This is a genomic window from Sphaerisporangium rhizosphaerae, assembly GCF_042665155.1.
Classification (GTDB): domain Bacteria; phylum Actinomycetota; class Actinomycetes; order Streptosporangiales; family Streptosporangiaceae; genus Sphaerisporangium; species Sphaerisporangium rhizosphaerae.
The window spans coordinates 1-23,638 of record NZ_JBHTCG010000006.1 but is presented as its reverse complement, the minus strand read 5'-3'; the positions used below and the strand labels follow the sequence as shown (position 1 = coordinate 23,638).

Here is a 23,638-nt window from a genome sequence, read left to right as displayed (position 1 = left end):
CACGAACGAGCGTTTCGGAGTGAACGGCGACCCGCGGTTCGTCCAGCGGATCTTCGAGACGCTCGACCAAGGCATCGCTCCCGGCTCTGAGATCGAGCCGCCGGGCGCCGCCCCTCTCATCGAAGAGCTGCATCGCATCGGCGCCGTCATCGATGACAAGGATCAACGACCCGGCATCGCCGACCCCGAGGGGCTTTACGTCCACCAGAGCGAGTTCTTCTCGTTGTGGGAGACGCCGGAACTCTCAGGCGGCGCTTTCCAGGACGCCCTTCGCGGTTCGACAGTGCTGATCGTCGGAGTCGGAGCGTTCGGCACCTGGATCGCTCTCAACTGTGCACGGATCGGCATAGGGACCATCGTCCTCGTCGATCCCGACACGGTGGAGGCCACGAACCTGCCTCGGCAGGTTCTCTACCGAACCACTGACGTCGGCCGGCTGAAGGTCGAGGTGGCCGCCGAGATGCTCGCCGTATCCGACCCCTCCGTCAAGGTCGTGACCCATGAACGTCTGATCCGCGAGGTCACCGATCTGGCGGACCTCGCCGAGAGCGCGGATCTGGTGTTCAACTCTTTCGGCTATCGGGTCGCCAACATCAGGGACATCATCGCCGAGACCTGCGTGCGCACGTCCACCCCGTCGCTGCTGTCCGGAGGCAGCACCCTGGGTCCGCTGTACGTGCCGGGCAGGACCGCCTGCTATCAGTGCATGGTCGACGGCGACAGTGCGCTGACCAGCACGATCGAAAAGGCGGTGGCCAACGAGTGGCTACCGCCCAGGTCCCCCTTCGCCCCGCTGATCGCCGCCATGTCGTCGCTCGCGGTCTGGGAGGCCACCCGTTTCCTGACCGGCTGCTCGGCTCCGTTGACCGAGAACGCGGTCTGGTCGGTCGACCTCTTCAAGTACGAGATGACGCGCATCACAGGAGACCGGCGTCCGTCATGCGCGGTCTGCGGAAGCGGAAATGATCGCTGACCTTACGGCCCGCGGACAGGCTCTCCTGGCGACCGAACTCGACCACCTGCGTGCGTGGCGGCCCGGAGGCTCGCTCTCCGAGCTCTTCGTGGGCATCGAACGTCGGACGCGGCGTGAGGTCGTGGTGAAGTTCCCTCGTACGGATCTGGACGGTCCGTACTGGAGGCCGGCGTTCGCTCGCGAACGTGCCCTCACCGAGATGTTGACCGGGAGCGGTGCCGTCGTTCCCGTTTCGGAATCCCATCACCGGATGAAAGCCCGCTGGACCGCTCAGGGCGAGGGTCCCGCACCCTTGATCACCCCGCGGTTCGGCACGGACCTCAAGGCATGGCGGGAGACCGCCGGCGCGGAGCAGATCCAGCGCGTCTGGACCGCCCTCCTCGGCGCGGTCGCTCGGCTGCACGCCAGAGGTGTCGTCCACCGCGACGTGCGGCCGGACAACGCCGTGACCGACGGTGAACGAGTCAGACTGATCGACCTCACATTCGCGCGGGAACTGCACGGCCCCCCACTGATCTCAGAAGAGCACGCGTTCTACCGTTATGCGCGCCCACTGACCTACCGCCCATTCGCTCCGCCGGAAGCCTTCCTCGGTATGTCGAGTTCACCCGAGGCCTGGCGGCGCGCGGATGTGTACGCACTCGGCGTCAGCCTCCACGTGCTCTGGACGGGGCGTACGCCCGATCCGGTGGCGGCGGACGACGAGCTGCTCGACAAGCTGACGGAACTGTTCCTCCGGTGCGAGAACGTCGCTGCTCGGCAACGGAACTCCGCGGCGGTCCTGCGCGCCTTGGCGGAGAACCATCCAGTGCCCTCGCTGGATGATGTGCCCGGACCGGATGGAACGTCTCTTCCGAGCGCAGTATGCGACCTCGTCCGGGCGATGTGCGCGATCGAACCGGGTCACCGCCCAGAAGCATCAGCGGCCGTGAAAGTGCTCGGCAAGGTGGGGGCGGCTTCATGAACGTCCTGTCGTGGCTCCGGACACGCTTGTCAGGGCGCGCCGCGTTCGAGGTGGTCCTGCTGGCGGTACGAGCCTCTCCTCGAACAGTCGCCGCACTGGTCCTGTTCACCGTGCTGGCCACCGCGATGCCCCCGCTGTTCGTCCTGGCAGGGGGGTGGGTGGCATCGGACATCACGGCCGGTGCTCCGGCCTTGGCCAGCCTGACGGTTCTCGTCTGCGCGTATCTCGGTGGGCAGATCTTGACCCCGGTCAGGCAGACGCTCGCGGTCGTCCTGGCCCGCCGGGTGGAGCACGCGGTCCGAAGCGAGATGCTCGCCCTGGTCGACCGGCCGGCCGGTATCGCCCATCTGCATGATGACCGATTCGTCGGCTCCTTGCGGGCCGCGCAGGCCGCCTCGTCGGGCTACTTCACCGTCGGTGCGGCGGTGCGCGGCCTCGCCGAGGTGTGCCCAGGGCGGCTCAGCGCTCTGGTGACCGCCGTGATCCTGGCCCACTACCTCTGGTGGGCGCCGATCGTCCTGGCCGGAAGCTGGCTTCTCTACCGCTCGGCCGTTCGATCGGAGGTCCGGGCCGCGGTGGCCGGCCGGGAGTCGGGACACCATTCGGAGTCGGTGAGCCGGGCGGACTACCTGCGAGGTCTGCTCCTGGACAGTCGACGGTCGGCGGAGCTCATCTTGATGCCCGGTGCGAGGCCGTGGCTGGTCGGCCGGTTCGAGGATCGCTGGTCGGAGGTGAGCGCGGCCAAGGCCGCACGAAATCGTCGTGCGGCGGCACAGGTGTGGGCCGGAGCGGTGGTCGTCGGGGCCCATCTGCTGGTCGCCTGGGCCGCCCTCGACCAGGCTCGGCGGGGAGAGTTCGGCACCGCGGCGGTTCTGGTCGTCCTGCAGGCGATGGCCGGCATGGAGTCGCTGGGCTGGATCGGGCCGGAGTACATGGTGGAGTACGGCGCTCCGGCGGCCGCCGAGGTGAGACGGCTCCCCGCCGCGCTCGGCCGCACGCGAGATGTTCGTTCCGGTCCTCGGCCGATCCCCTCCACTTTCCAGACGATCACTGTGCGCGAGGTCGGTTTCGGCTATCGAGACGCTCCGGTCCTGCAGGATGTCGATCTGGAGCTCAGAACAGGCCGTTCGCTGGCCGTGGTCGGTCTGAACGGTGCGGGAAAGAGCACGCTCGCCAAGCTGCTGACCGGTGCACTGGATCCGACGCGAGGCACGCTGGAGGTCGACGGCGTGCCGTTGACCGAGTTCGACCGCCGAGGCTGGCTGTCCCGATGCGTGGTCGCCGATCAGGACGTGATCCGCTATCCGCTCTCGCTCGCGGCCAACGTCGCGCCCGGCGCACCGTCGCCTGACCTCGCACTGGTCGAGAAGGCGCTCCGGGAGGCCGGCGCCGACCTCTTGCTGGACCGCCTTCCGGACGGGTTGGACACCCTGCTGCTCCCCGAAAGCGCTCAAGGAGTCGACCTGTCCGGCGGGGAGTGGCAGCGGGTGGTCCTCGCCCGGATCCTCTACCACCTCGACTCGCTCGGGAACCGATCCAGCCTGGTCATCCTTGACGAACCCACGGCGAGTCTCGACGTACGAGCCGAAGAGCGTTTCAACCAGAGGTTCAGTGAACTCGCGACCTCGACCACGGCCGTGCTGATCAGCCACCGGCTGTCGACCGTCCGCCACGCCGACGAGATCGTCCTGCTGGACCGGGGCCGCGTCATCGAGCAGGGAACCCATGACGAGCTCATGAGCGGCCCGACCCGGTACGCCCAGATGTTCCGCCGCCAGGCGGAGCGCTTCCGTGCCGCCAAGGAGGATGTCGATGACTAGCAGGTTCGCACCGGTGCTGCTGCTCTTCAGGGCGGCGTGGCGGACATCGCCGCGCAACGTGGTGACCGTACTTGTCTGCGATCCCCTGGGACGGGTGGCCGAGCCTCTCGTCGCGGTCGGCGTCGGCGTGGCCGTGGCGGGAGTCCTGTCCGGAAGCCGGCCGCAGCAGCTGCTCGGTGTGACGCTGTTCGTCACGGCTCTCCTGCTGATCCATGTGCTCGGCTCGCTCGGGATAAGAAGCAGGGTCCGGCTCGAAGCGGAGACCGCCCGGACGATCGACGGCTGGCTGATCCAGGCGATGCTGGGGCTGCGCACGGTCGACCTGCTTCAGGACGGGGCACTCCGGGAACGCATCGACCGCATCAGGTCCAGGGAACGCGTGGACCTCACCGGGTCGGCGTTCGGCGGACTGGTCCTGGTCGTCGGGGCCGTCCTCCAGTTCGGCCTCACGGTGCTGCTCCTCGCCGAGGTCAGCCTCTGGCTCGCACTGATCCCGGTGTTGTCCGTACCCGCCCTGCGCTGGAACGGCCGCGCGTTCAGCGCCGAGGACCATGCGGACGAAACGGCCGGCCCGCTCGTCGACCGGGCCGGCGTCCTGGCCGAGCACCTCGCCTCACCAGCGGGTGGACTGACCGCACGAGCCGGTGGGGCCGGTGCCGGGCTGGTCCGCCGCGCCGAAGAGCTGTGGGACGAAGCCGACCGCTGCCGGGATCGGGGAGACCGATCAGCGTTCGCCTGGACGCTGGCGGGCACGTCGATCATCTCCCTGTCGGTGGCCGCCGCTCTCGGCTGGACGGCCTGGGCGGCGGCCGGAGGGAAGCTCGGGCTCGCGGACCTGGCGATGGTGATCGCGCTCACCGGTCAACTGGGCATCGTGCTGGGCAACCTGATGCAGCAGACGACCAGGGCCCGTCGTCTCATGCGGGTCGCCCGTGACCTGGACGGTGTGCTGGGCGAACTTCAGCGACAGGTCGCGGCGCCGACAGCAGGTACAAGGCAGGAGGAGCCCCGTGGGGGCAGGGAGCCTCTGGTCCTTTCCGGACTGAGCTACACATACCCTGGGCGCGCGGTTTCCAGCGTCAGCGCGGTGAACCTGGAGATACCGTCCGGATCGGTGGTCGCCGTGGTCGGCGAGAACGGCTCGGGAAAGACCACGCTGGTCAAACTCATGGCCGGACTCCTCACCCCTGACTGCGGTGAGATCTCCAAGGGAGCGGCGACCCTCACCGCCGAATCCCGGCGGCAGTGGCAGCAGGGCGTGACCGCACTCATGCAGGACTTCGGACGATATGAGCTGACCGTCCGCGAGGGTGTGGCGCTCGGTGACGTCGAGGCCGCGGCGAAGCGGCCGGAGCTGCTTCCGGCCGCTTGTACCAGGGCCGGCCTCGACCAGGATGTCGAAAAGCTACCGGACGGACTGGAGACCCAGACAGGGTCCCGCTGGTCGCACGGGATCGATCTTTCGGGCGGCCAATGGCAGAAGATCGCGCTGGCGCGCAGCTATGTGCGGCAGGACTGGTGGCTGTTCGTCATGGACGAGCCCAGTTCGGCACTCGACGTCGAGGCGGAGGCTCGTCTGTTCGACCGCTTCCGTGAGCTCACAGCGCAGTGCCGGGCCGTCGGAGGGATAGCACTGTTCGTCAGCCACCGGCTCGCCGCCACGGCGCAGGCCGACCTGATCGTGGTGCTGGACGACGGTGTCATCGCACAGGTGGGCACTCCGGGGGAACTGCGCAATTCCCTTGGGCTGTACCAGGAGTTGTCAGCGATCCAGGAGAGCAACTATGACGTCAGGCACCCACTCGACTCCGCGGCGACGTGATCCGGCCGCCGCCGGTGCGTCGATCCCCCGCAGAGTGTTGTTCGGGCAGGAGACCAGAACAAGCCTGGCACTCTCACCGGATGGACGGTCGCTGGCGTGGCTGGAACGCCGGAACACCCACTGGCAGGTCCGGACGGCGACCCTCGAGAACCTGACGGCGGGCGGCGAGGGCACCTGGCTCACCGCCCTGCCAGGAGGCGTCGAAGATGTGAAGTGGGCGTCGGATGACGCGCACCTGCTGGTGACCCGTGACCCTCACGGGGATGAGAGGACGGTACTGTCGGCCGTCGCCATCCGTGGGACCGCGATACACGATCTGACGCCGCCGGGAGTCTCCGCGCGGCTCCTGGCCGTCTCCGGACGGCGACCGGAGCTTCTGCTCGCCAGCGTGGGTGGTCATCTCGAACGCCGCGAGATCAGCACCGGGGCAAGACTGTCCGTGCGGCCGAACCCGGGTTTCTTCCGATGGATCATCGACCACGCGTCCCTGGAAGCGGAGGGCGGTCTCCTCATGCGCGGAGACGGCGGCATCGACGTGTGCGCCCGCGCAGGGGACACCTGGCCGGTGGTCTTCTCCGTCGGTCACGAGGATGCCGCCACGACGAGCCTCGCCCGTTCGTCGCAGGGCGGTCGCTACTTCTACCTGCTGACGTCCGCGGGCGCGCAGACGACCCGGCTGGTCGAACTGGACACGCGTACCGGAGAGATCGCCGAGATCCTCGCCGAGGCCCCGGACGCGGACGTCTGCTCGGTCTGGTTCGACCCGGTCACGGGACGGCCCAGGGCGGCGGCGCTCTCCCGCGCGCGCAAGCAGACCGTGGTCCTGGACGAAGATGCCGCTCTGGACGCGCACAGGCTCTGCCCGGATCCGGAGGCCGAGCTCACCTTCCTGGGGAGCAGCGATGACGACCGGCTCTGGCTGGGCGCCGTCAGCAGGGCCGACCGGTCCCCCGAGTACCGGATCCTCGACCGGGTGACCGGAAGCATCCTCCATCGCATCCCCCAGCGCCCGGAGCTCTCCGCGTTCGATCTGGCGACGCCGGAGCCGATCGAGTTCTCCTCCCGTGACGGTCTGTCCATCCATGGCTACGTGACCTTCCCGCCGGCCGTCGCACGGAAGGGGCTGCCCACGGTGCTTCTCGTGCATGGCGGTCCGTGGGAGAGGGACACCTGGCGATACGACGGCCTGGTCCAACTGCTGGCCGACCGCGGATACCTCTGCCTGCAGGTCAACTTCCGCGGATCCACCGGTTACGGAAAGGCGTTCCTCAACGCGGGTGACCGGGAGTGGGCCGGGCTCATGCACCAGGACCTGGTCGACGCCGTCGGTCACGTCACCGCACAGGGCTGGGCGGACCCGGAGAACATCGCGATCATGGGCGCCTCGTACGGCGGCTATGCCGCCCTGGTCGGCGCGGCGTTCACACCTGACCTGTTCCGATGCGCCGTCGACCTGTGCGGGCCCGCGAACCTCGCCACGGTGATCTCGTCGATCCCCGCGCACTGGACGGCCGCACGGACGTTGATGACGAAGAGAGTCGGGGATCCGGAGACCGAACCCGAGTTCTGCTGGGAACGCTCGCCGCTCTCCAGGATCGACGACATCGAGATTCCGCTGCTCATCGTCCATGGCGGGAAGGACATCCGGGTCCGGCGCGAGGAGAGCGAGGCGATAGTGAACGCCCTCAGAGAGCGGGGCGTTCCGCATCGGTACTTGCTCTATCCCGAGGAGGGGCACTTCTTCAGATCCCGGGCCAACTGGATGCACCTGCTCACCTCTGTAGAGGAATTCCTCGCCGAACACCTTGGTGGGGCCGCCGAGGAACCAGGGCCCGAGAGCGACGGCGCCCTGGTCTCCTAGCCGGCCACGGCCTTCGCCGCCCCGACGACCTGCCCCCGGCCGTCTCTCGCACGCGGGCGTTCAGGCTCGGACCGCGCGTTGTCCGAGAGACGAACCTTGTGGGACGCCATCTGGATAGCCGCCGGTCGTGTCCGCCTCCTACGCTCCATGTCTGATCGCGCCGACGCGATCGAGCGAAGAGGGCCCGACCGCCTTCCGGGTGGCCTCTGTATGCCGACAAGCGTCTCAGCGCCGACTCTTCAGTTTCCAACCGCAAGGAGCAGCATGCGCCCCACCATCGGCCTGCTAGCGATCGATGCCCTTGGTGCCTTCATCGCCTCGCCAGATCCCGCCGCCTGAGACGGGGTCTGTCGCATGGGGGTGCGGTTTCAGGTGCTCGGTCCATTGCGCGCGTGGAGGGAGGAGTGCGAACTCGCCCTGGGGCCGCCCAAGCAGCGGGTGGTCCTGGGGGCGCTGTTACTGAACCCGTGCGGCCGGGTCAGCACGAGTGAGATCTCCTCTCTTCTCTGGGGGGAATCCCCGCCACCGACGGCGGTCAACACGATTCAGACCTATGTCAAGAGACTCCGTGGCCTCCTGCAGCCGGAGCGTCTCTCGGGAACCACCGCCGACAGCATGCTCAGGAGGGTGCACGGCGGCTATTCCCTGATGCTGGACGAGGACAGCCTCGACCTGCTCCGGTTCCGTTTCCTGTTGTCCACGGCGAAGCACGAGGGATCGGGGGCGGTGCCCGCCGAGGCGCTCACCATGTTCCATGGGCTTCCGTTGGAGGACCTGAGCGACTATCCGAGGACGGATGCGAATCTCGCGGCCGTCGAGCAGGAACTGATCACGGCAATGGTCGTCGCGGCCCGAGTACCCGACCGCTATGATCACGCCGAGTTGGTCACAGGCCTCGAAGGCCTGGCTCGCCACTACCCATTGAGCGAACCGCTCCACGCCGCTCTGATGCGCGTCTACAACCATGCGGGAAGGCAAGCCGAAGCGCTGGTGGTCTTCGAACAGATCCGGCGCAGGCTCGGTGACGAACTCGGCGCCGATCCTGGTGAAGAGCTTCGTTGCGCGAACATGGAAGCTCTCACGCAGCGTCCGATCGTGGCATCCCCTGGATCGCGTTGGCGAGGGCGACGAGCTGCCGCCGGCCCCCTGATCGGGCGTGCGGACGAACTGCGGCAGGTCACCGAACTCGTGAGAGAGCGCCGGCTGGTGACGCTCACCGGCCCGGGTGGGGTGGGAAAGACGAGCTTGGCCCTGGAGGTGGCCGCCAGGGCTCAGGACGCCCATCGCGACGGTGTCGCGGTCATCGAACTCGGCGCTCTGTCGTCGAGGCACGCCCTGGGGGAGGACGGCACCGCGCGACTCGACGCGGTGACGGACGCCATTCGGCGCAGGCTCGGGCCTCTGGGTGATCCTGACGGTTCCGCGGCGGATCTCATCACCGCGCTGCAGGGCAGGCAACTGCTGATCGTGCTCGACAACGCGGAGCATGTGGCGGGCGTCATCGCCTCCTGGACCGACGAGGTGCGCCGATCATGCGACGGAGTTCGTTTCGTCATCACGTCGCGTCGATCTCTCGGGCTCCCCGGCGAAACGGTGTGGGAGGTTTCTCCGCTTTCACTGCCCTCCGCGGGAGCACACGATACAGATATGTGTGGCCACGGGGCGGTCGACCTTTTTCTCACCCGTGCCGGTGAGCAGTTCCCGCTGCTCGACCTCTCGGACGATCTCGGCGATGTGGCCGAGGTGTGCCGGAAGCTCGACGGACTGCCCCTCGCCATCGAATTGGCGGTGGCCAGGTTGCGGTCGATACCGATCGCGGCATTGCGTACACGTCTCGAACACCCCGGAGCGTTGGGCGAACGCTTGGCCCCTGGCCTGCCCCATCAACTGGCCCTGGGTGCGACCATTCGCTGGAGTCTCGATCTCCTCGGCCGGACGGACATGCTGGTCCTCGCGCAGTTGTCCGCGTTCTCAGGAAGCTTCACCCTTGAGGCGGCCGAACAGCTCAGCGCCCACGGCCCTGTCATGAGCGGGCAGGTGGTTCTGGCTCTGGCCAACCTGGTCGACGGCTCACTGGTCCAGCCCGTCCGCGGTCACGACTATCGCTATCGGATCCTGACCCCGATCCGTGACTTCTGCCGCACGGAACTGGGCGCCACCGAATACGGGGTGACAAGAGATCGGCATCTCGCCTACTTCTCGGACCTCGCGAAGTCGGCAGAGGAACACGCTGACGCCTCGGCCCTTCACCCCGAGCTCGCCGAGATCGTCGCCGCACTTGAGTGGGGATTTCGTGAGGGGACATCCGGGGCCGCAGTCGTTCGCGCGGTCGAGCTGCTCACGGCCGCTCGTCCGTTGTGGGATCGCGGATCCGGCCGTACACAGCTGCTGCGGCACTGGACGAAGTGCGCGCTGTCCCACGAGAGCAGCCTGCATCCCCATCTACGCGCGAAGTTGCATCACTGGGCGGGAAGGCTGGCCTATGTCGCAGGCCGGTTCCCTTCGGCCCGAGCCCATCTCGCCAAGGCTCTGAGCCTCACAGATCTCGGCGACAGAGAGGGTGAACGGCGAAGAGCGGACATCATGATCGACCTGGCGGCCATCGCCGACGCGCTTCTCGACAGCGACGCGATGCGGCGAGCGCACGCCGCCGTCGTCGCCGCGGAGGACGCCGGTGACCCGTCCCGAATCGTGGCCGCCCGTGTGGTCGAGGCGTCTACCGCCGCATGGCGTGATCGGGCTGCCGAAGCCGACACGGCACTCAGGAAGGCCTACGAAGTCGCTGGGGCCGACGCCGAGTCGCGTACCGCCTGCCTCAGTCGGCAACCCCTGATCGACCTTCGCGCGGGCCGGCTCGACGAAGCGGTGAAGTCCGCGGATCGGGTCCTCGCGCTCCGTACGGAGCTCGGCCCCGACGCCGCGATCCACACCCTGTTGTCCAAGGCCTGGGCGCTTGTGCTCCGAGGTGCGGCAACGCGGGCGGTCGCGCCCCTGGACGAAGCAAGAACGCTCTGCGACGAAGTGCGGCGGTCCTGCCTGGCGCCTCAGCTCGACGAGCTGGAAGCGCATATCCATCGAGCACTCGGTCGCGTGGATGACGCCCGGCTGGCCGCCGCTCAGGCCATTCGTGCCGCAATGACGCGCAAAGACCTGGCGACGGCGCTTCGAGCCCTTCATATCGTCGCGGCGATCGCCGTTCAGGAGCACGACCCCGGGGCCCGTGACATCGTCGTGAGCGTCGCGTCGTGCCGAGTTCGCGCCGGATATCCGCCCTGGCCCTTCACCTCCCACGAGTGTTCGCTATGGGAGGCGTCGTACGACACGGCTTCGCCGCAAGCCCGGTGCGACACCGATGATCTGGAACAGATGATCAGCGGCGCTGCCGAAAGGGCATTGGCGTACCTGGACGACTGCAGGGGCGTGTCGTGAGTGGTGCGCCGTGCCACGCGGCCGTTCGAACGTCGTGGGACGGTGACGAGGATTCCCCCGGACATACCGCCGGCCAGCACAGTCCGACCGTCCCGAAATTCTGCTGAAAGGAAGACATGGCTCCGGTTGTTCCACTCGCCGTCCAGATCACATCACGGTTGCTCTCCGCGATGGACCGCGCCCTTCCCGCGGAACACGCGGGGGCCGATCCTCAGGTGCGCCGCTCCGACCGGGCGGACCTGCAGGCCAACGGGCTGCTCGCGGTCGCCAAGAAGCTGCGCACCCACCCGCGTGAAGTCGCGGAGAAGGTCGTCGCGTCCCTTGAAGGAGCCGATCTCATCGCCTCCTGCGAGGTGTCAGGACCTGGCTTCCTGAACCTCGGCTTGACCGACTCCGCGCTGCTGGGACAGGTCGAAGCCCGGCTCGCCGACGATCGCCTGGGGCTCCCCCGCTCGCTCGACGGCACCACCGTCATCGACTACTCCCAACCCAACATCGCCAAAGAGATGCACGTCGGCCATCTGCGGTCGACCATCATCGGTGACTCGATCGCGCGGATCCTGGGCTTTCTGGGCGAGGACGTGGTCCGGCAGAACCACCTGGGCGACTGGGGAACCCAGTTCGGGATGCTGATCCAGTACCTCACCGAATCCGGCGGGGAATGGCGGCGGGAGAAGAATTCCGCCGCGAGCTCCCTTTCGGGGCTCAACCAGCTCTACAAGGACTCCCGGGTCAAGTTCGACTCCGACGAGGAGTTCGCCGAACGGGCCCGAACCCGGGTCGTCGCGCTCCAGGCCGGAGACGCCGAGACGCTTCGGTCCTGGCAGGAGATCGTCACCGAGTCCAAGCTGTACTTCAACGAGGTGTACGACAAGCTCGGCGTACTGCTCACCGATGAGGACGCCGTCGGGGAGAGCTTCTACAACCCCTTACTCGCCGAGGTCGCGAACGAGCTGGAGAAGTCGGGCGTCGCCGTGGTCAGTGACGGCGCCCTCTGCGTTTTCTTCGACGACATCGTGGGCCAGAACGGCGAGCCGCTGCCGCTCATCATCCGCAAGAGAGACGGCGGGTTCGGCTACGCCGCCACCGACCTGGCCGCCATCCGCCACCGCGTCGGCACCCTCGCCGCGCATCGGATCCTCTATGTCGTCGATGCCCGCCAGGCGTTGCACTTCCGTATGGTCTTCGAAACCGCCAAGCGCATCGGCTGGCTGAACGACGAGGTCGACGCGGTCCACCTCGCCTTCGGCACCGTTCTCGGCAAAGATGGCAAGCCCTTCAAAACGCGTTCGGGGGAAACCGTCCGGCTCATCTCACTGCTGGACGAGGCCGTCGACCGGGCGCGGCTCGTGGTGCGGGAGAAGAGCCGCGACCTCGCGGCCGGCGGCCATGAGACCATCGCCGCGGTCGTCGGCATCGGCGCGGTCAAGTACGCCGACCTGGCCACCAGCAGGGCGAAGGACTATGTCTTCGACGTGGACCGCATGGTCTCGCTGAACGGGAACACCGGTGTCTACCTCCAGTACGCGCATGCCAGGACCCGTTCGATCCTCCGGAAGGCGGGACCCGGCCTTACGGCACGGGCACGCGTGCATCAGGGAGTCGTTCTCGAACCCGCGGAGCGCGCGCTGATGCTCAAGCTCGACGATCTCGATCTGACTCTGAAAGAGGTCGCTCACGCCTACGAGCCGCACCGGCTCTGCGCCTACCTCTTCGAACTCTCCCAGACCTTCACCTCCTTCTTCGACGCCTGCCCCGTGCTGAAGGCGCCCAGTCCCGAGATCAGGGACAACCGCCTCATGCTCTGCCGGCTCACCGGCGACACGCTGAGAATCGGCCTCGATCTCCTCGGACTCGCCGCACCCGACCGGCTCTAGGAGTGTCCTGAGTCGAGATCACCGGGATTGCCCGCGCTCCAGGCAGCGCCCCTGGTAGGTCTTCGCCATGGCGCGTGGAGACCTCACCGACGAGGAGCGGTCCTTGATCGAGCCTCACTCGCCGTCGGGTGAGCGAGGCCCGATTCTATATCTGCGACGGCGGTTCAAGGCGGTGACGGGACGGTTCCGGACCGGCAGCCCGTGGCCGAGGACCGACTACCTGAAGGCGCGGTGGAGCTGGGTCATGGTGAGTTGGACGCGGCTCTTGTTGCCGACGACCACGTAGGTTTCGTAGCTGACCTTGTCTCCCTTGTCCATGACTCCGCTGGGGGTGGTGACCTGGATGGTGTTCTCGCCGAAGTGGCCGTTGTAGTCCGTGGGCGGGCGGGTCATCGTGTAGTAGTAGGCCTTGTCGCCGAGAACGTCGGGCTTGACGTACATGCCGAGGCAGTAGTCGCCGTCGCCCGTACAACGGACCATGGGGTCCTTGCTCGTGTGAGAGTCCACGGGCTTGGGCGACAGGCGACCGGTGGCGGGGCTGTAGGAGAAGACCTTGGTGAAGTCCGGCTGCAGGTAGGCGACGAGGACGCCGTCGAAGTGGTCGTGTCGTTCGTCGTCCGAGGTGATCGTGGCGGCGGCGCGGAAGACGTTCTCCAGCTCGGGCACGTCGTGATCGGGGGCGAGCTCGATCGAGGTCCGCAGCCAGTACGGCGACAGGCCCATGGTGAACGGGACGCGCTTGGCCTGGTGGTCGGCGCTGCGGCAGTCGCCCCAGCCCGGTTTCGTGTCCGCGAGGGTGACGAACATCGCGGGCCTCACCTCCGTGCGGATGGAGCCGCCGGACCTGGCCATGGTGTAAAGCGCGCTGGTGCTGGGACCGTGGTAGGGCGGCGGCTGGCCCACGTCGTCCAGGCGAGCGCCGGCCTGCGTGGGGTTGTAGCACTCGGTCGACGCCTCACCCTTCTGCCAGGCGTGGAAGGCGTACTGGAAAGCGGCGCCATGGCCGCCGCTGGAGATGAACTCCTTGTCGTTCACCTTGACCGACGCGATGGCGCCGGCCAGCGCCGTCGACGTCGTGACCGCCAGCCTGTTGCGCTTGTCGACCAGAACAGACGCCGTGACGTCCTGGAACGTCCGGTCGTAGTTCTTCTTCGTGGCGCATTCGGACGTGTACGTGAGCACGAAGTCGTCGTAGGCCGCGCTGCTGCGTGGCGGCGCCTCGCACGAGCTTGGCGCGGCGGTCGCTGCCACGGGAGCGACCGCCGCTGTCATGACCGTGACCGCGGCCAGTACGGCCCCCTGTCGGATGAATTTCATGCGCGAATTCAACCGGCATCCGGCGATGCAGCATGATCTTTTCAAGAAAAAGGAAAATGTCAGGGGTGGCCGGTTCGGGAGGCCTACTGTCCTGAGGCGGCTGCCACGCTTACCGGTGTCCTTGCCGGGTGCGGGACGGAGGCCGGCCGTAGGCCTGCCTGTACAGGGCCGCGAAACGGCCGAGATGGGTGAATCCCCACCGGAGGGCCACATCCGTGACGGTCGTCTGGCTGCCCGTCTCGGCGATACGGACCAGATCGGCGTGGGCGTGAGCCAGCCGTACGGAACGGAGATAGGCCATCGGGGTGGTCCGCAGATGCTCGCGGAAACCGAGCTGGAGAGTGCGGACGCCGACCCTGGCCGCGGCGGCGATGTCGCCAAGACAGATCGGTTCGCCGGCGTGATCTTCGCAGTAGCGGGTCGCACGCCGAAGAGCGGCAGGGGTCCACGAGGCGGGGGGCTCGCCGAATTCGTGGGAGTAATTGTGGGACTGGGAGGAGAGCAAGGTGTGCAGCAGGAACTGCTCGAAGTGATGCTCGGCCAGCTTCGAGGCCGCGAAGGGCAGCGTCTCCCCCGTACCGGTCGACGACAGCATTCTCAGCGCGTGACCGAGCGCGCTGGTGGCATCCACCCCCGGTTCGAACCGCAGTCGCTCCTTGGGAGGATCACCCAGGTAAGCCTCGAGCGCCTCCTGCATGAGTGCCGACGGAATCTGCATCAGCATTACTTCGTGATCGAGGCTCCACCGCATGTCGATCTTCTGCTGGGGACCTATGAGGGAGATCGGCGCGGTGACGTCCCCCCCGTTGAGCGTCACCTCGCCGGCCCCTCGCAACGGCATGATCGCATAGAAGTTGAACGACTCCGACGTCCCGGTACGAATCTCTGCCCCATATGACGCGGTGTACAGACCGATCTTTCCCCGGTGGAGAAGCTGGTATCGAGCGCCATGCGGGTGCGACCTGACAACATGAAGGTAGTAATACGGGTAATGCTGCTCCAGCAGTTCTCGCAGCTGATCGACGTCTGCGGTGACCGCCGGGCGGTTCATCGATGGGCCCGAGGCACACCCCGGCCCCTGCGAATTCATATCCATCATCGTGCTGATTTCCCCTACACACTCCGCCAATTGCCACGTCGACGCGAGCGGTCGCGCCTGGTACTCGGCATGGAGGCTGCTTCGATCCGGTCACCGATACAAGTCAGGGGGGTCTGAGCTCCGCGATATGACGACGTGGATTCCGGAATACGCGTGTCCATGTCATCTCCACGGCGGAAGGATCATGGACTCTTCCCCTGCGGTCAGCAGGTTAGCGATGGATGGCGATATTGTAAATGTGACTCCGGACATTTCTAAGTACTTCTAAATGAAGCACGCCCTGGCGGGTTGTAGATAAACTTGCCCCTCGACTCGCGGAACTCCCGGTGCCGGCGGATGCGCCCTGCCGAGAGCCAATGCCGTGCCGGACGACTGCGAACACCTCATCGCGGCCACCGCCGAGCCGGCCGATGTGCTGCCGGCCTCCTGCCAGGGGTCGCGGGTGCCGGTTACCGGCCGGGAAGCGCTCGGCATCACCGGTGAGGCGATTCCGCCCATGGCGCCGCCGCGGCCGCCCCGGATGCGGCGGCGCTGCTGGAGCGGCGTCATCCGCCGCCCGAGGTCCGGCGGGTGCGGCCCCTACGCCGCGAGCGACGCCGCCGCCACCTGATCGGTGAAACGCCCACAATTACTGGCATTGTGAGTAGGCGACCGACCCCGGCGTTAGGGGCGGCTAGGGGTACATCTGGGGGGGGAGCCCCGACTTAGCCTGATCTCTGCCGCCTGAGGGAGATCGTCGATTATGCGGAATAACCGACCGATATACAACGGGACATTCATCCACGACTTTCTCGACCAAAGCGCCGCGGAGTTTCCCGATTCGCCGGCAGTGAGGGACTCCACCGGGATTTGGACCTATCACGAACTGGATACGATCAGCCACGCGGTGGACCGCTGGCTGGCCGGGCACAACGTCGGCCCGGGCACGCGAGTGGTGGTTCAGGCCCCCACCGACCGCCGGTTGGCGGCGCTGTTCTTCGGCGTCTCCCGTCACGGCGCCGTCTTCGTGCCGCTCAATCCGGCGATGAAAAGCTTCCACCTGCGTTCGGTGCTCGAGAACGCCGACCCCGCGCTGGTGATCGTCGAATCCGCCGGCGGGAAACCCGGCGCCGTGCGCGCACTCACCGGCGCACCGGTCCACGACTTCGAAGAGGTCTGGGACGAGGTGACCGAGCTCGCGAGCCGACGGGCGCGCGTGGCCGTGCCGAGCGAGATCGCCCCCTCGGACCTGGCCGCGCTGGTGTACACCTCGGGCAGTACGGCGGAGCCGAAAGCGGTGATCCTCCCCCACGCCCAGGTCTGCTTCGCCACTGTGGCGCTCGTCGAGGCGCTGGACTACCGCCCGGACGACGTGGTCTTCTGCCGTTTCCCGATGTCCTGGGACTACGGGCTGTACAAGCTGCTGATGACCTGCGCCGTGGGCGCCGAGCTGGTCTTCGCCGACGCGGGCGCCGACCTGCGGCTGGTCGACCGGCTCCGCAAGACCCGGGCGACGGTGGTCCCGATCGTGCCCTCGCTGGCCAACATGATCATCGCTTCGGCGCAGCGGCAGGCCGAGCCCACCCACGGGGTGCGGCTGTTCACCAACACCGGCGCGGCGCTGCCCGCCGCCACCATCGACGCGCTGCGGACCCACTTCCCCGGCGCCCGGGTGGTGCGCCAGTTCGGCCAGACCGAGTGCAAGCGCATCTCCGTCATGCCTCCGGAGGAGGAGCGCGAGCGCCCGGACTCCGTCGGACGGCCGCTGCCCGGCACCGTCGTCCGCATCCTCGACGCCGACGGGAACCCGGTGCCCACCGGGACCACCGGGGAGATCGTGGTGACCGGCCCGCACGTGATGCCGGGGTACTGGCGCAACCCCGAGGTGACCGCGAAGACGTTCCGCCTCGACCCGGAAACCGGGGAGAAGCGCCTGCACACCGGTGACTACGGCCACCTCGACGAGGACGGATACCTCTACTTCGACGGACGCCGGGACGACATGTTCAAACGCAAGGGCATCCGCATGAGCACCGTGGAGATCGAGGCGGCGGCGCTCGACATCGCCGGGGTCCGGGCGGCCGCCGCGCTGCCCCCGGACGGTGAGCACGATCTCGCGATCTTCGTCGAGGCCGCCGACGGGGCGGAGCTGGAACCCCACGCCGTCCTCCGCGAACTGGCCGCCCGGCTGGAGCCCGCCAAGGTGCCCGCGATCTGCCGGGTGATCCCGGAGATCCCGCGGTCCGCGCACGGCAAGTACGCCCGCGACCGGCTGCGCGACATGCACGCACGGGAAGCACGTCCCGCCGCGCCCCGTCCCCGGGAGCCGCTCGCGGACTCGGTGCCCACGGACGCGGCCCGGCAGGCGGAGCCCCTCCGCACGCCTCCGAAGATCACCCGTGAGGAACTGGTCCGCCGCTTCGGATCCCCGCTCTACGTGTACGACCTGGACCGGGTCACCGCGGCGCACCGGGACCTGGCCGAGTTCATGCCGGAAGGCACGACGATCTACTACGCGCTCAAGGCCAACCCCCACCCGGACGTCGCCGGCGCGCTGCGTACGGCCGCGGGCGGCGGCTGCCGTGCGGAGATCAGCTCCACCGGGGAGCTGGCCGCCGCGCTGGCCGCCGGGTTCACCGGCGCGGACTGCCTGTACACCGGGCCCGGCAAGACCGCCGGGGAACTGGCCGAAGCGCTCGCCGCCGGCGTGCGGCTGTTCTCCGTGGAGTCGCTCACCGACCTGCAACACGTCGGCGCCGCGGCGACCGCGCAGGGCACCGTCGCCAAATGCCTGCTGCGCGTGAACAGCGCCACCGCGGCCGCCGCCACCAGCATCCGGATGACCGGCACCCCCTCCCAGTTCGGCAACGACATGGAGGAGCTGCCCGCGCAGGTGGCCGCGATGCGCGCGGTCGCGGGCACCCGGATCATCGGCGCCCACTTCTTCCCGCTCAGCAACGCCGCGGAGGAGGACAGCCTGCTCGGCGAGTTCCAGCACACCGTGACTGTCGCCGCGGAGGTGCAGCGCATCCTGGGCGAACCACTCGAGCTGGTGGACCTCGGCGGCGGGTTCTCCGCGCCGTACGGCGTGCCCGGTACGCGGTCCGCCTACCCGAACCTGCGCAAAGGCCTGGAAGAGGCGCTGGACAAGTACCTGCCGCAGTGGCGGGACGGCCGGCCGGGCATCGCTTGTGAGTCCGGCCGGTACCTGGTGTCCGACTGCGGCGAGCTGCACTGCAGCGTGGTCAACGTCAAGGAGAGCCGGGGCCGCACCTTCGTCATCCTGGACGCGGGGATCAACGCGTTCGGCGGCATGTCCGGGCTCGGCCGGCTGCTCCCGGTCCAGGTCAAGCCCGCGTCACCGAACGGCGGCACGACGCACGACGCCGTGCCCGGCCGCCGGGCCGCGCTGGCCGGGCCCTTGTGCACACCCGGCGACCTGCTCGCCCGCGAGGTCGAACTGCCCGACCCGGCCCCCGGCGATCTGGTGACCATCCCGCACGCGGGCGCCTACGGCCTCACCGCCAGCCTGTCGCTGTTCCTCGGCCGCCCCGCGCCCACCGAAGTGGTGATCCGCGGAGACGAGATCGTCTCCGTCTCCCGGCTGCAACGCCAACGCGTCTACGACCCGCCGCGAAACCCCGACCCCCGGAGCGCATGATGGCAACCCCAGGAGACCACGGCGGCCCTTCCGAGGCCGAGCTCGACGGCCTCGACGAGCTGCCCGCCGCGGAGCAGCGCCGGGTGCTCCTGGAACTGGTGCACCGGGAGACCAGGGAGGCGCTGCGCGGAGTGGAGGGCGGCGAGCTGGCCGAGGTGACCTCCAACCGGCCGTTCCGCGAACTCGGCCTCGACTCCCTGGCCGCGGTGGACCTGCACGACCGGCTGGTCACCGCCACCGGCGTGACGCTGCCGATGACCCTGGCCTTCGACTACCCCACGCCCGAGCTGGTCGCCGACTACGTCCGCGCCGCCGTACTCGGTCTGCCCGTGCCGGAGCCCGCCACGGGCCGCGCGGACGTCCTGGACGTCACGCCCGACGCCGACGCCGACCCGGTCGTCCTCGTCGGCATCGGGTGCCGGTTCCCCGGCGGCGTCGACTCCGCCGAGGGACTGTGGCGGATCTTCGCCGAGGAGCGCGAGGTGCTCGGCGACTTTCCCACCGACCGCGGCTGGGATCTGGAGAACCTGTTCGACCCGGACCCCGACGCCCCGGGGAAGAGCTACGTGCATCAGGGCGGCTTTCTGCCCGACGCGACCGGGTTCGACGCGGACTTCTTCGGCATCAACCCGCGCGAGGCGCTGGCCATGGACCCGCAGCAGCGGGTGGTCCTGGAGACCTGCTGGGCCGCGCTGGAGCACGCGGGAATCGACCCGACGTCGCTGCGCGACCGGCCCGTCGGCTCGTTCTTCGGCGCCGAGGTACATGAGTACGGCGTGCGCGTGCACCAGGCGCCGGAGGGCCTGGACGGCTACCTGATGACCGGCAACGCGCCCAGTGTGATCTCCGGCCGGCTCGCCTACCTGCTCGGCCTGTGCGGGCCGGCGATCACGGTGGACACCGCGTGCTCCGGCGCGATCGTCTCGCTGCACCTGGCCTGCGCCTCGCTACGCTCCGGCGAGTCCTCCCTGGCCTTGGTCGGCGGGGTGACGGTCATGGGCAGCCCGGGCATGTTCACCGCCTTCAGCCGGCAGCGGGGGCTGGCCCCGGACGGCCGGGTGAAGGCGTTCGCCGACGCCGCGGACGGCACCGCGTTCTCCGAGGGTGTCGGGGTGCTGGTCCTGGAGCGGCTTTCCGAGGCCCGCCGCCACGGGCACCGGGTGCTGGCCGTGGTGCGCGGCACCGCGATCAACCAGGACGGCAGGTCCAACGGGCTGACCGCGCCGAGCGGTCCCGCGCAGCGCCGGCTCATCCAGGACGCACTGGCGGCCGCCCGGCTGGAGCCCGCGGATGTGGACGCGGTCGACGCGCACGGCACCGGCACCGCGCTGGGGGACCCGATCGAGGCGCACGCGCTGCTGGCCACCTACGGCCAGGACCGGCGGTCGCCGCTGTGGCTGGGCTCGGCCAAGTCGAACCTGGGTCACACCCAGGCGGCCGGCGGCATCGCCAGTGTGATCAAGATGGTCCTGGCGATGCGGCACGAGCTGCTGCCCAAGACGCTGCACGTGGACGCGCCCTCATCGAAGGTGGACTGGTCCGGTGGAGCGGTGGAGCTGCTGACCGAGGCCCGGCCGTGGCCGCGGGTCGAGGGCCGGCCGCGCCGAGCCGGGGTGTCGTCGTTCGGCATCTCCGGCACCAACGCGCACGTGATCGTGGAAGAGCCGCCTGTCGAGGAGCCGTCGGTGGCCGGCGGCGGAACGGTCGTGCCCGCCGGCGAGGAAGCGTGGGCCGGGGCGGAGTCGGCGGAGCGGGACGGCATCACGGCCACCGCACTCGAGGGCGACCACGCCGCCGCGCCGATACCGGTGCCGGTGGTGGTGTCGGCCAAGAGCGAGGCGGCGTTGCGGGCGCAGGCCGGTCGGCTGGCGGAGTTCGTCGCCGGGCATGAGGCGGCTGGTCCGGTGGAGGTGGCCGCCGCGCTGGCGCGCCGGGCCGCCCTGGATTACCGGGCGGTGCTGCCGGCGGCGGACCGGGAGGGTCTGCTGGCCGGACTGCGGACGTTGGCCGCCGGTGGGTTGACGGCCGGTGGGTTGGCTGGCGGGGTTCTGGGTTCGGCTGCGGTGGTGGGTCGGGTGCGGTCGGGCCGGGTTGCGGTGGTGTTCTCCGGTCAGGGTGCTCAGCGGGTCGGGATGGGCCGGGAGTTGTATGCGGCCTTCCCGGTGTTCGCCCGCGCCTTCGATGAGGCGTGTGCGTTGCTGGAGGACGAACTCACCGCCATCGACGCTGCCGGGGTGGTGACCGGCCTGGCCGACGGGCTGGACCTACGCGAGATCATCCTCGGCCGGACCGGTGAGACCGGCGAGTCTGGCGGGTCTGTTGCTGGTGGGGTGCTGGATCAGACGGTGTTCGCCCAGGCTGGGTTGTTCGCGGTGGAGACGGCGTTGTTCCGGTTGTTGGAGTCGTTCGGGGTGCGGCCTGACTTTGTGGCCGGGCATTCGCTGGGGGAGATCACCGCGGCGCATGTGGCCGGGGTGTTGGAGTTGGCGGACGCGTGCCGGTTGGTGGCCGCTCGTGGCCGGTTGATGCAGGCGTTGCCGGCCGGTGGGGCGATGGCGGCGATCGGCTGCGGTGAAACTGTTCTTGCCCCGGTGCTGGCCGATTACGGCCGGGTGGCGGTGGCGGCGGTGAACGCGCCGGGTTCGGTGGTGGTCTCCGGCGCCGCCGATCAGGTGGAGCAGGTCGTGGAATGGGCGCGGCAGCAGGGGTATCGGACCCGGCGGTTGCGGGTGTCGCATGCGTTTCATTCGCCGTTGATGGAGCCGATGCTGGAGGAGTTCGCCGCGGTGGCGGCGTCGTTGGTGTTCCATTCGCCGACTGTGGCGCTGGTGTCGGGGGTGAGTGGGCGGCCGGCCGGGTCGCAGATCACCGAGCCGGGGTACTGGGTGGAGCATGTGCACCGGCCGGTGCGGTTCGCCGATGTGGTCACCACGCTGCGCGGGCAGGGGGTCGGCTGTTTCATCGAGGCGGGCCCGGACGCCCAGCTGGCGCCCATGATCGAGCAGACCCTCGCCCACCACGACAACGCCGGTGATCGGCACCTCGACGGAACCGGTGGTGGAGACGGCGACCACGCCCAGGTCCACGGTGCCGGCGGTGCCGGTAAAGACGCGGAGCCTGCCTCGGTGGTGGCGTTGCTGCGCCGCGACCGGGACGAGACCGCGCAACTGGTCGCCGGATTGGGCCAGGCATGGACCTGCGGCACCGGCGTGGACTGGACCGCCTGGCCATCCTGGACCACCGGAGCCGGAACGACCGGACCGGCCGGGGCCCGTATTGGTGACCTGGATCTGCCCACCTACCCCTTCCAGCATCGCCGTTACTGGCTGCAGGCGGCTCCGGCCGGTGACCCGGCCGCGCTCGGTCTGCGTGCCGCCGACCACTCGATCCTTGGTGCGGTGGTGGAGCAGCCCGACGGCGGCGCCATCCTGACCGGCCGGCTGTCGCTCACCGCTCAGTCCTGGCTGGCGGACCACGCCATCAACGCCACCCCGATCCTGCCCGGCACCGCCTTCGTGGAACTGGCCCTGCGCGCCGGAGACCAGGTCGGCTGCCCCACCATCGACGAACTCACCCTGCACGCCCCGCTGGAGCTACCGAGCCGGGGTCAGGTGACGATCCGGGTGGTCGCCGGCCGATCCGCCGTGGACGGGCGGCGGCCCGTGGAGATCCACTCCATCGGCGAAGACGGTGTCTGGCTACGGCACGCCACCGGCATCCTCTCCCCCGTCCCGGCTCCCGGCTCGGCGGCGGCACACGAGTTCGCCGACTGGCCACCGCTGGGTGCCGAACCGCTCGACATCACGGGCCTCTACCCGGCGATGGCCGACCGCGGCTACGACTACGGCCCCGCTTTCCGCGGCCTCACCCGAGCCTGGCGCCGCGGCGAGGAGGTCTTCGTCGAAGTGGCGTTGGCCGACGGGGTGGAGGCAACGGGCTTCGGCGTGCACCCAGCGCTGCTCGACGCGGCCCTGCACGCCACCGACCTGCTGCCCGGCCACGAGCAGGACACGGCGTTGCCGTTCGCCTGGCGCGGGGTGTCACTGCATGCCGACGGGGCGCGTGCGGCGCGGGTCAGGCTGCGCCCGGACGAGGAATCCGGGGTTCGGCTCGACCTCGCCGACCCTGTGGGCCGGCCGGTGGCCACGGTGACGTCGCTGGCTTACCGCCCGGTGCCCGCGCAGTGGTCGAGTTCGCGCTCTGCGGCGCACCAGTGGCTGCACGAGGTGGTGTGGCGCCCGATGGACGTGACGGTGTCGTCGGGTGGCATTGGCGCGGATCTGGTGATCGATGCCACCGAGTGGGCCAGGGTCGGATCCGCCGACAGTGGGACGCTGGACCGCCTGCGCCGTGGCGTGGGTTCGGTGCTGGCCCGCTTGCGCGAGTGGCTGACCAGTGAAACGAGAGCTGACGCCCGGTTGGTGGTGGTGACCCGGGGTGCGGTGGCCGTGGCCGATGGGGAGGTTCCGGATCCGGCGCAGGCGGCGGTGTGGGGGCTGGTGCGGGCCGCTCAGTCGGAGGAGCCGGGCCGGATCACGTTGGTCGATCTGGAAAGCGACACCGAGACGGCACCCGGTGAGGTGGCGCCTGCCGGTGCCTCGCTGGGCCGACGCGGTGACGAGGTGACCGACGCGGTGGCGGCGGCACTGGCCTGTGGTGAGCCGGAGGTGGCGGTGCGCGGGGGCCGGCTGTGGGTGTCCCGGATGACCCACCTGGCATCGCCTGGCCCGGAGGGTGGAATCTCGTCGTCTGGGGAAGCCGGCCAGGTGGGCGGTGAGGATGCCGAGGTGGTGTGGCCGGTCGATGGGACGACGTTGGTCACTGGTGGTACCGGTG

At 69.1% G+C, this 23,638-nt stretch carries 12 protein-coding genes; 10 read left to right on the top strand and 2 right to left on the bottom strand.

Annotated elements, in window-relative coordinates:
- Positions 1-19 precede the first annotated feature (19 nt).
- The 7 genes from ACFQSB_RS10820 to argS all read left to right on the top strand — a co-directional run bounded on the left by ACFQSB_RS10820 (position 20) and on the right by argS (position 12,746).
- Positions 20-973, top strand: coding sequence for a HesA/MoeB/ThiF family protein (locus ACFQSB_RS10820; RefSeq protein ID WP_380825988.1), 954 nt, complete (start codon positions 20-22; stop codon positions 971-973).
- Positions 963-1,937, top strand: coding sequence for a protein kinase domain-containing protein (locus ACFQSB_RS10815; protein ID WP_380825987.1), 975 nt, complete (start codon positions 963-965; stop codon positions 1,935-1,937). The genes ACFQSB_RS10820 and ACFQSB_RS10815 overlap by 11 nt, the downstream gene beginning before the upstream one ends.
- Positions 1,934-3,757, top strand: a complete 1,824-nt coding sequence (locus tag ACFQSB_RS10810) for an ABC transporter ATP-binding protein (RefSeq protein ID WP_380825985.1) — start codon at positions 1,934-1,936, stop codon at positions 3,755-3,757. The genes ACFQSB_RS10815 and ACFQSB_RS10810 overlap by 4 nt, the downstream gene beginning before the upstream one ends.
- The gene (locus tag ACFQSB_RS10805) at positions 3,750-5,579 is read left to right on the top strand and encodes an ATP-binding cassette domain-containing protein (protein ID WP_380825983.1); all 1,830 of its coding nucleotides are present in this window, start codon (positions 3,750-3,752) and stop codon (positions 5,577-5,579) included. Before ACFQSB_RS10810 ends, ACFQSB_RS10805 begins: the two co-directional genes overlap by 8 nt.
- The gene (locus tag ACFQSB_RS10800) at positions 5,542-7,440 is read left to right on the top strand and encodes a S9 family peptidase (RefSeq protein WP_380825981.1); all 1,899 of its coding nucleotides are present in this window, start codon (positions 5,542-5,544) and stop codon (positions 7,438-7,440) included. The genes ACFQSB_RS10805 and ACFQSB_RS10800 overlap by 38 nt, the downstream gene beginning before the upstream one ends.
- 354 nt (positions 7,441-7,794) lie before the next feature.
- Positions 7,795-10,869 carry an AfsR/SARP family transcriptional regulator gene (locus ACFQSB_RS10795; protein WP_380825979.1) on the top strand — a complete coding sequence of 1,025 codons (3,075 nt, stop codon included), beginning with the start codon at positions 7,795-7,797 and terminating at the stop codon, positions 10,867-10,869.
- Between the two features lie 116 nt (positions 10,870-10,985).
- The gene (gene argS / locus ACFQSB_RS10790) at positions 10,986-12,746 is read left to right on the top strand and encodes an arginine--tRNA ligase (protein WP_380825978.1); all 1,761 of its coding nucleotides are present in this window, start codon (positions 10,986-10,988) and stop codon (positions 12,744-12,746) included.
- 216 nt (positions 12,747-12,962) lie between these two features.
- Here the strand turns inward: argS and ACFQSB_RS10785 are convergent, their stop codons facing one another.
- Complete coding sequence (locus ACFQSB_RS10785; RefSeq protein ID WP_380825976.1) at positions 12,963-14,063, bottom strand: hypothetical protein; 1,101 nt, start codon at positions 14,061-14,063, stop codon at positions 12,963-12,965.
- Between the two features lie 109 nt (positions 14,064-14,172).
- Entirely contained in the window at positions 14,173-15,153 is a 981-nt protein-coding gene (locus tag ACFQSB_RS10780; protein ID WP_380825974.1) for a helix-turn-helix domain-containing protein, read from the bottom strand.
- 370 nt (positions 15,154-15,523) lie between these two features.
- On the opposite strand from ACFQSB_RS10780, the gene ACFQSB_RS10775 reads away from it, so the two are divergent.
- The 3 genes from ACFQSB_RS10775 to ACFQSB_RS10765 form a co-directional block, all read left to right on the top strand.
- Positions 15,524-15,772, top strand: coding sequence for a hypothetical protein (locus tag ACFQSB_RS10775; RefSeq protein WP_380825973.1), 249 nt, complete (start codon positions 15,524-15,526; stop codon positions 15,770-15,772).
- A 132-nt stretch (positions 15,773-15,904) separates the two neighbouring features.
- On the top strand, positions 15,905-18,802 hold the full coding sequence (locus ACFQSB_RS10770; protein ID WP_380825972.1) for an AMP-binding protein: 2,898 nt from the start codon (positions 15,905-15,907) through the stop codon (positions 18,800-18,802).
- The coding region (locus ACFQSB_RS10765; protein WP_380825970.1) for a type I polyketide synthase at positions 18,802-23,638 on the top strand (4,837 nt) is incomplete at its 3' end. The genes ACFQSB_RS10770 and ACFQSB_RS10765, both read left to right, overlap by 1 nt.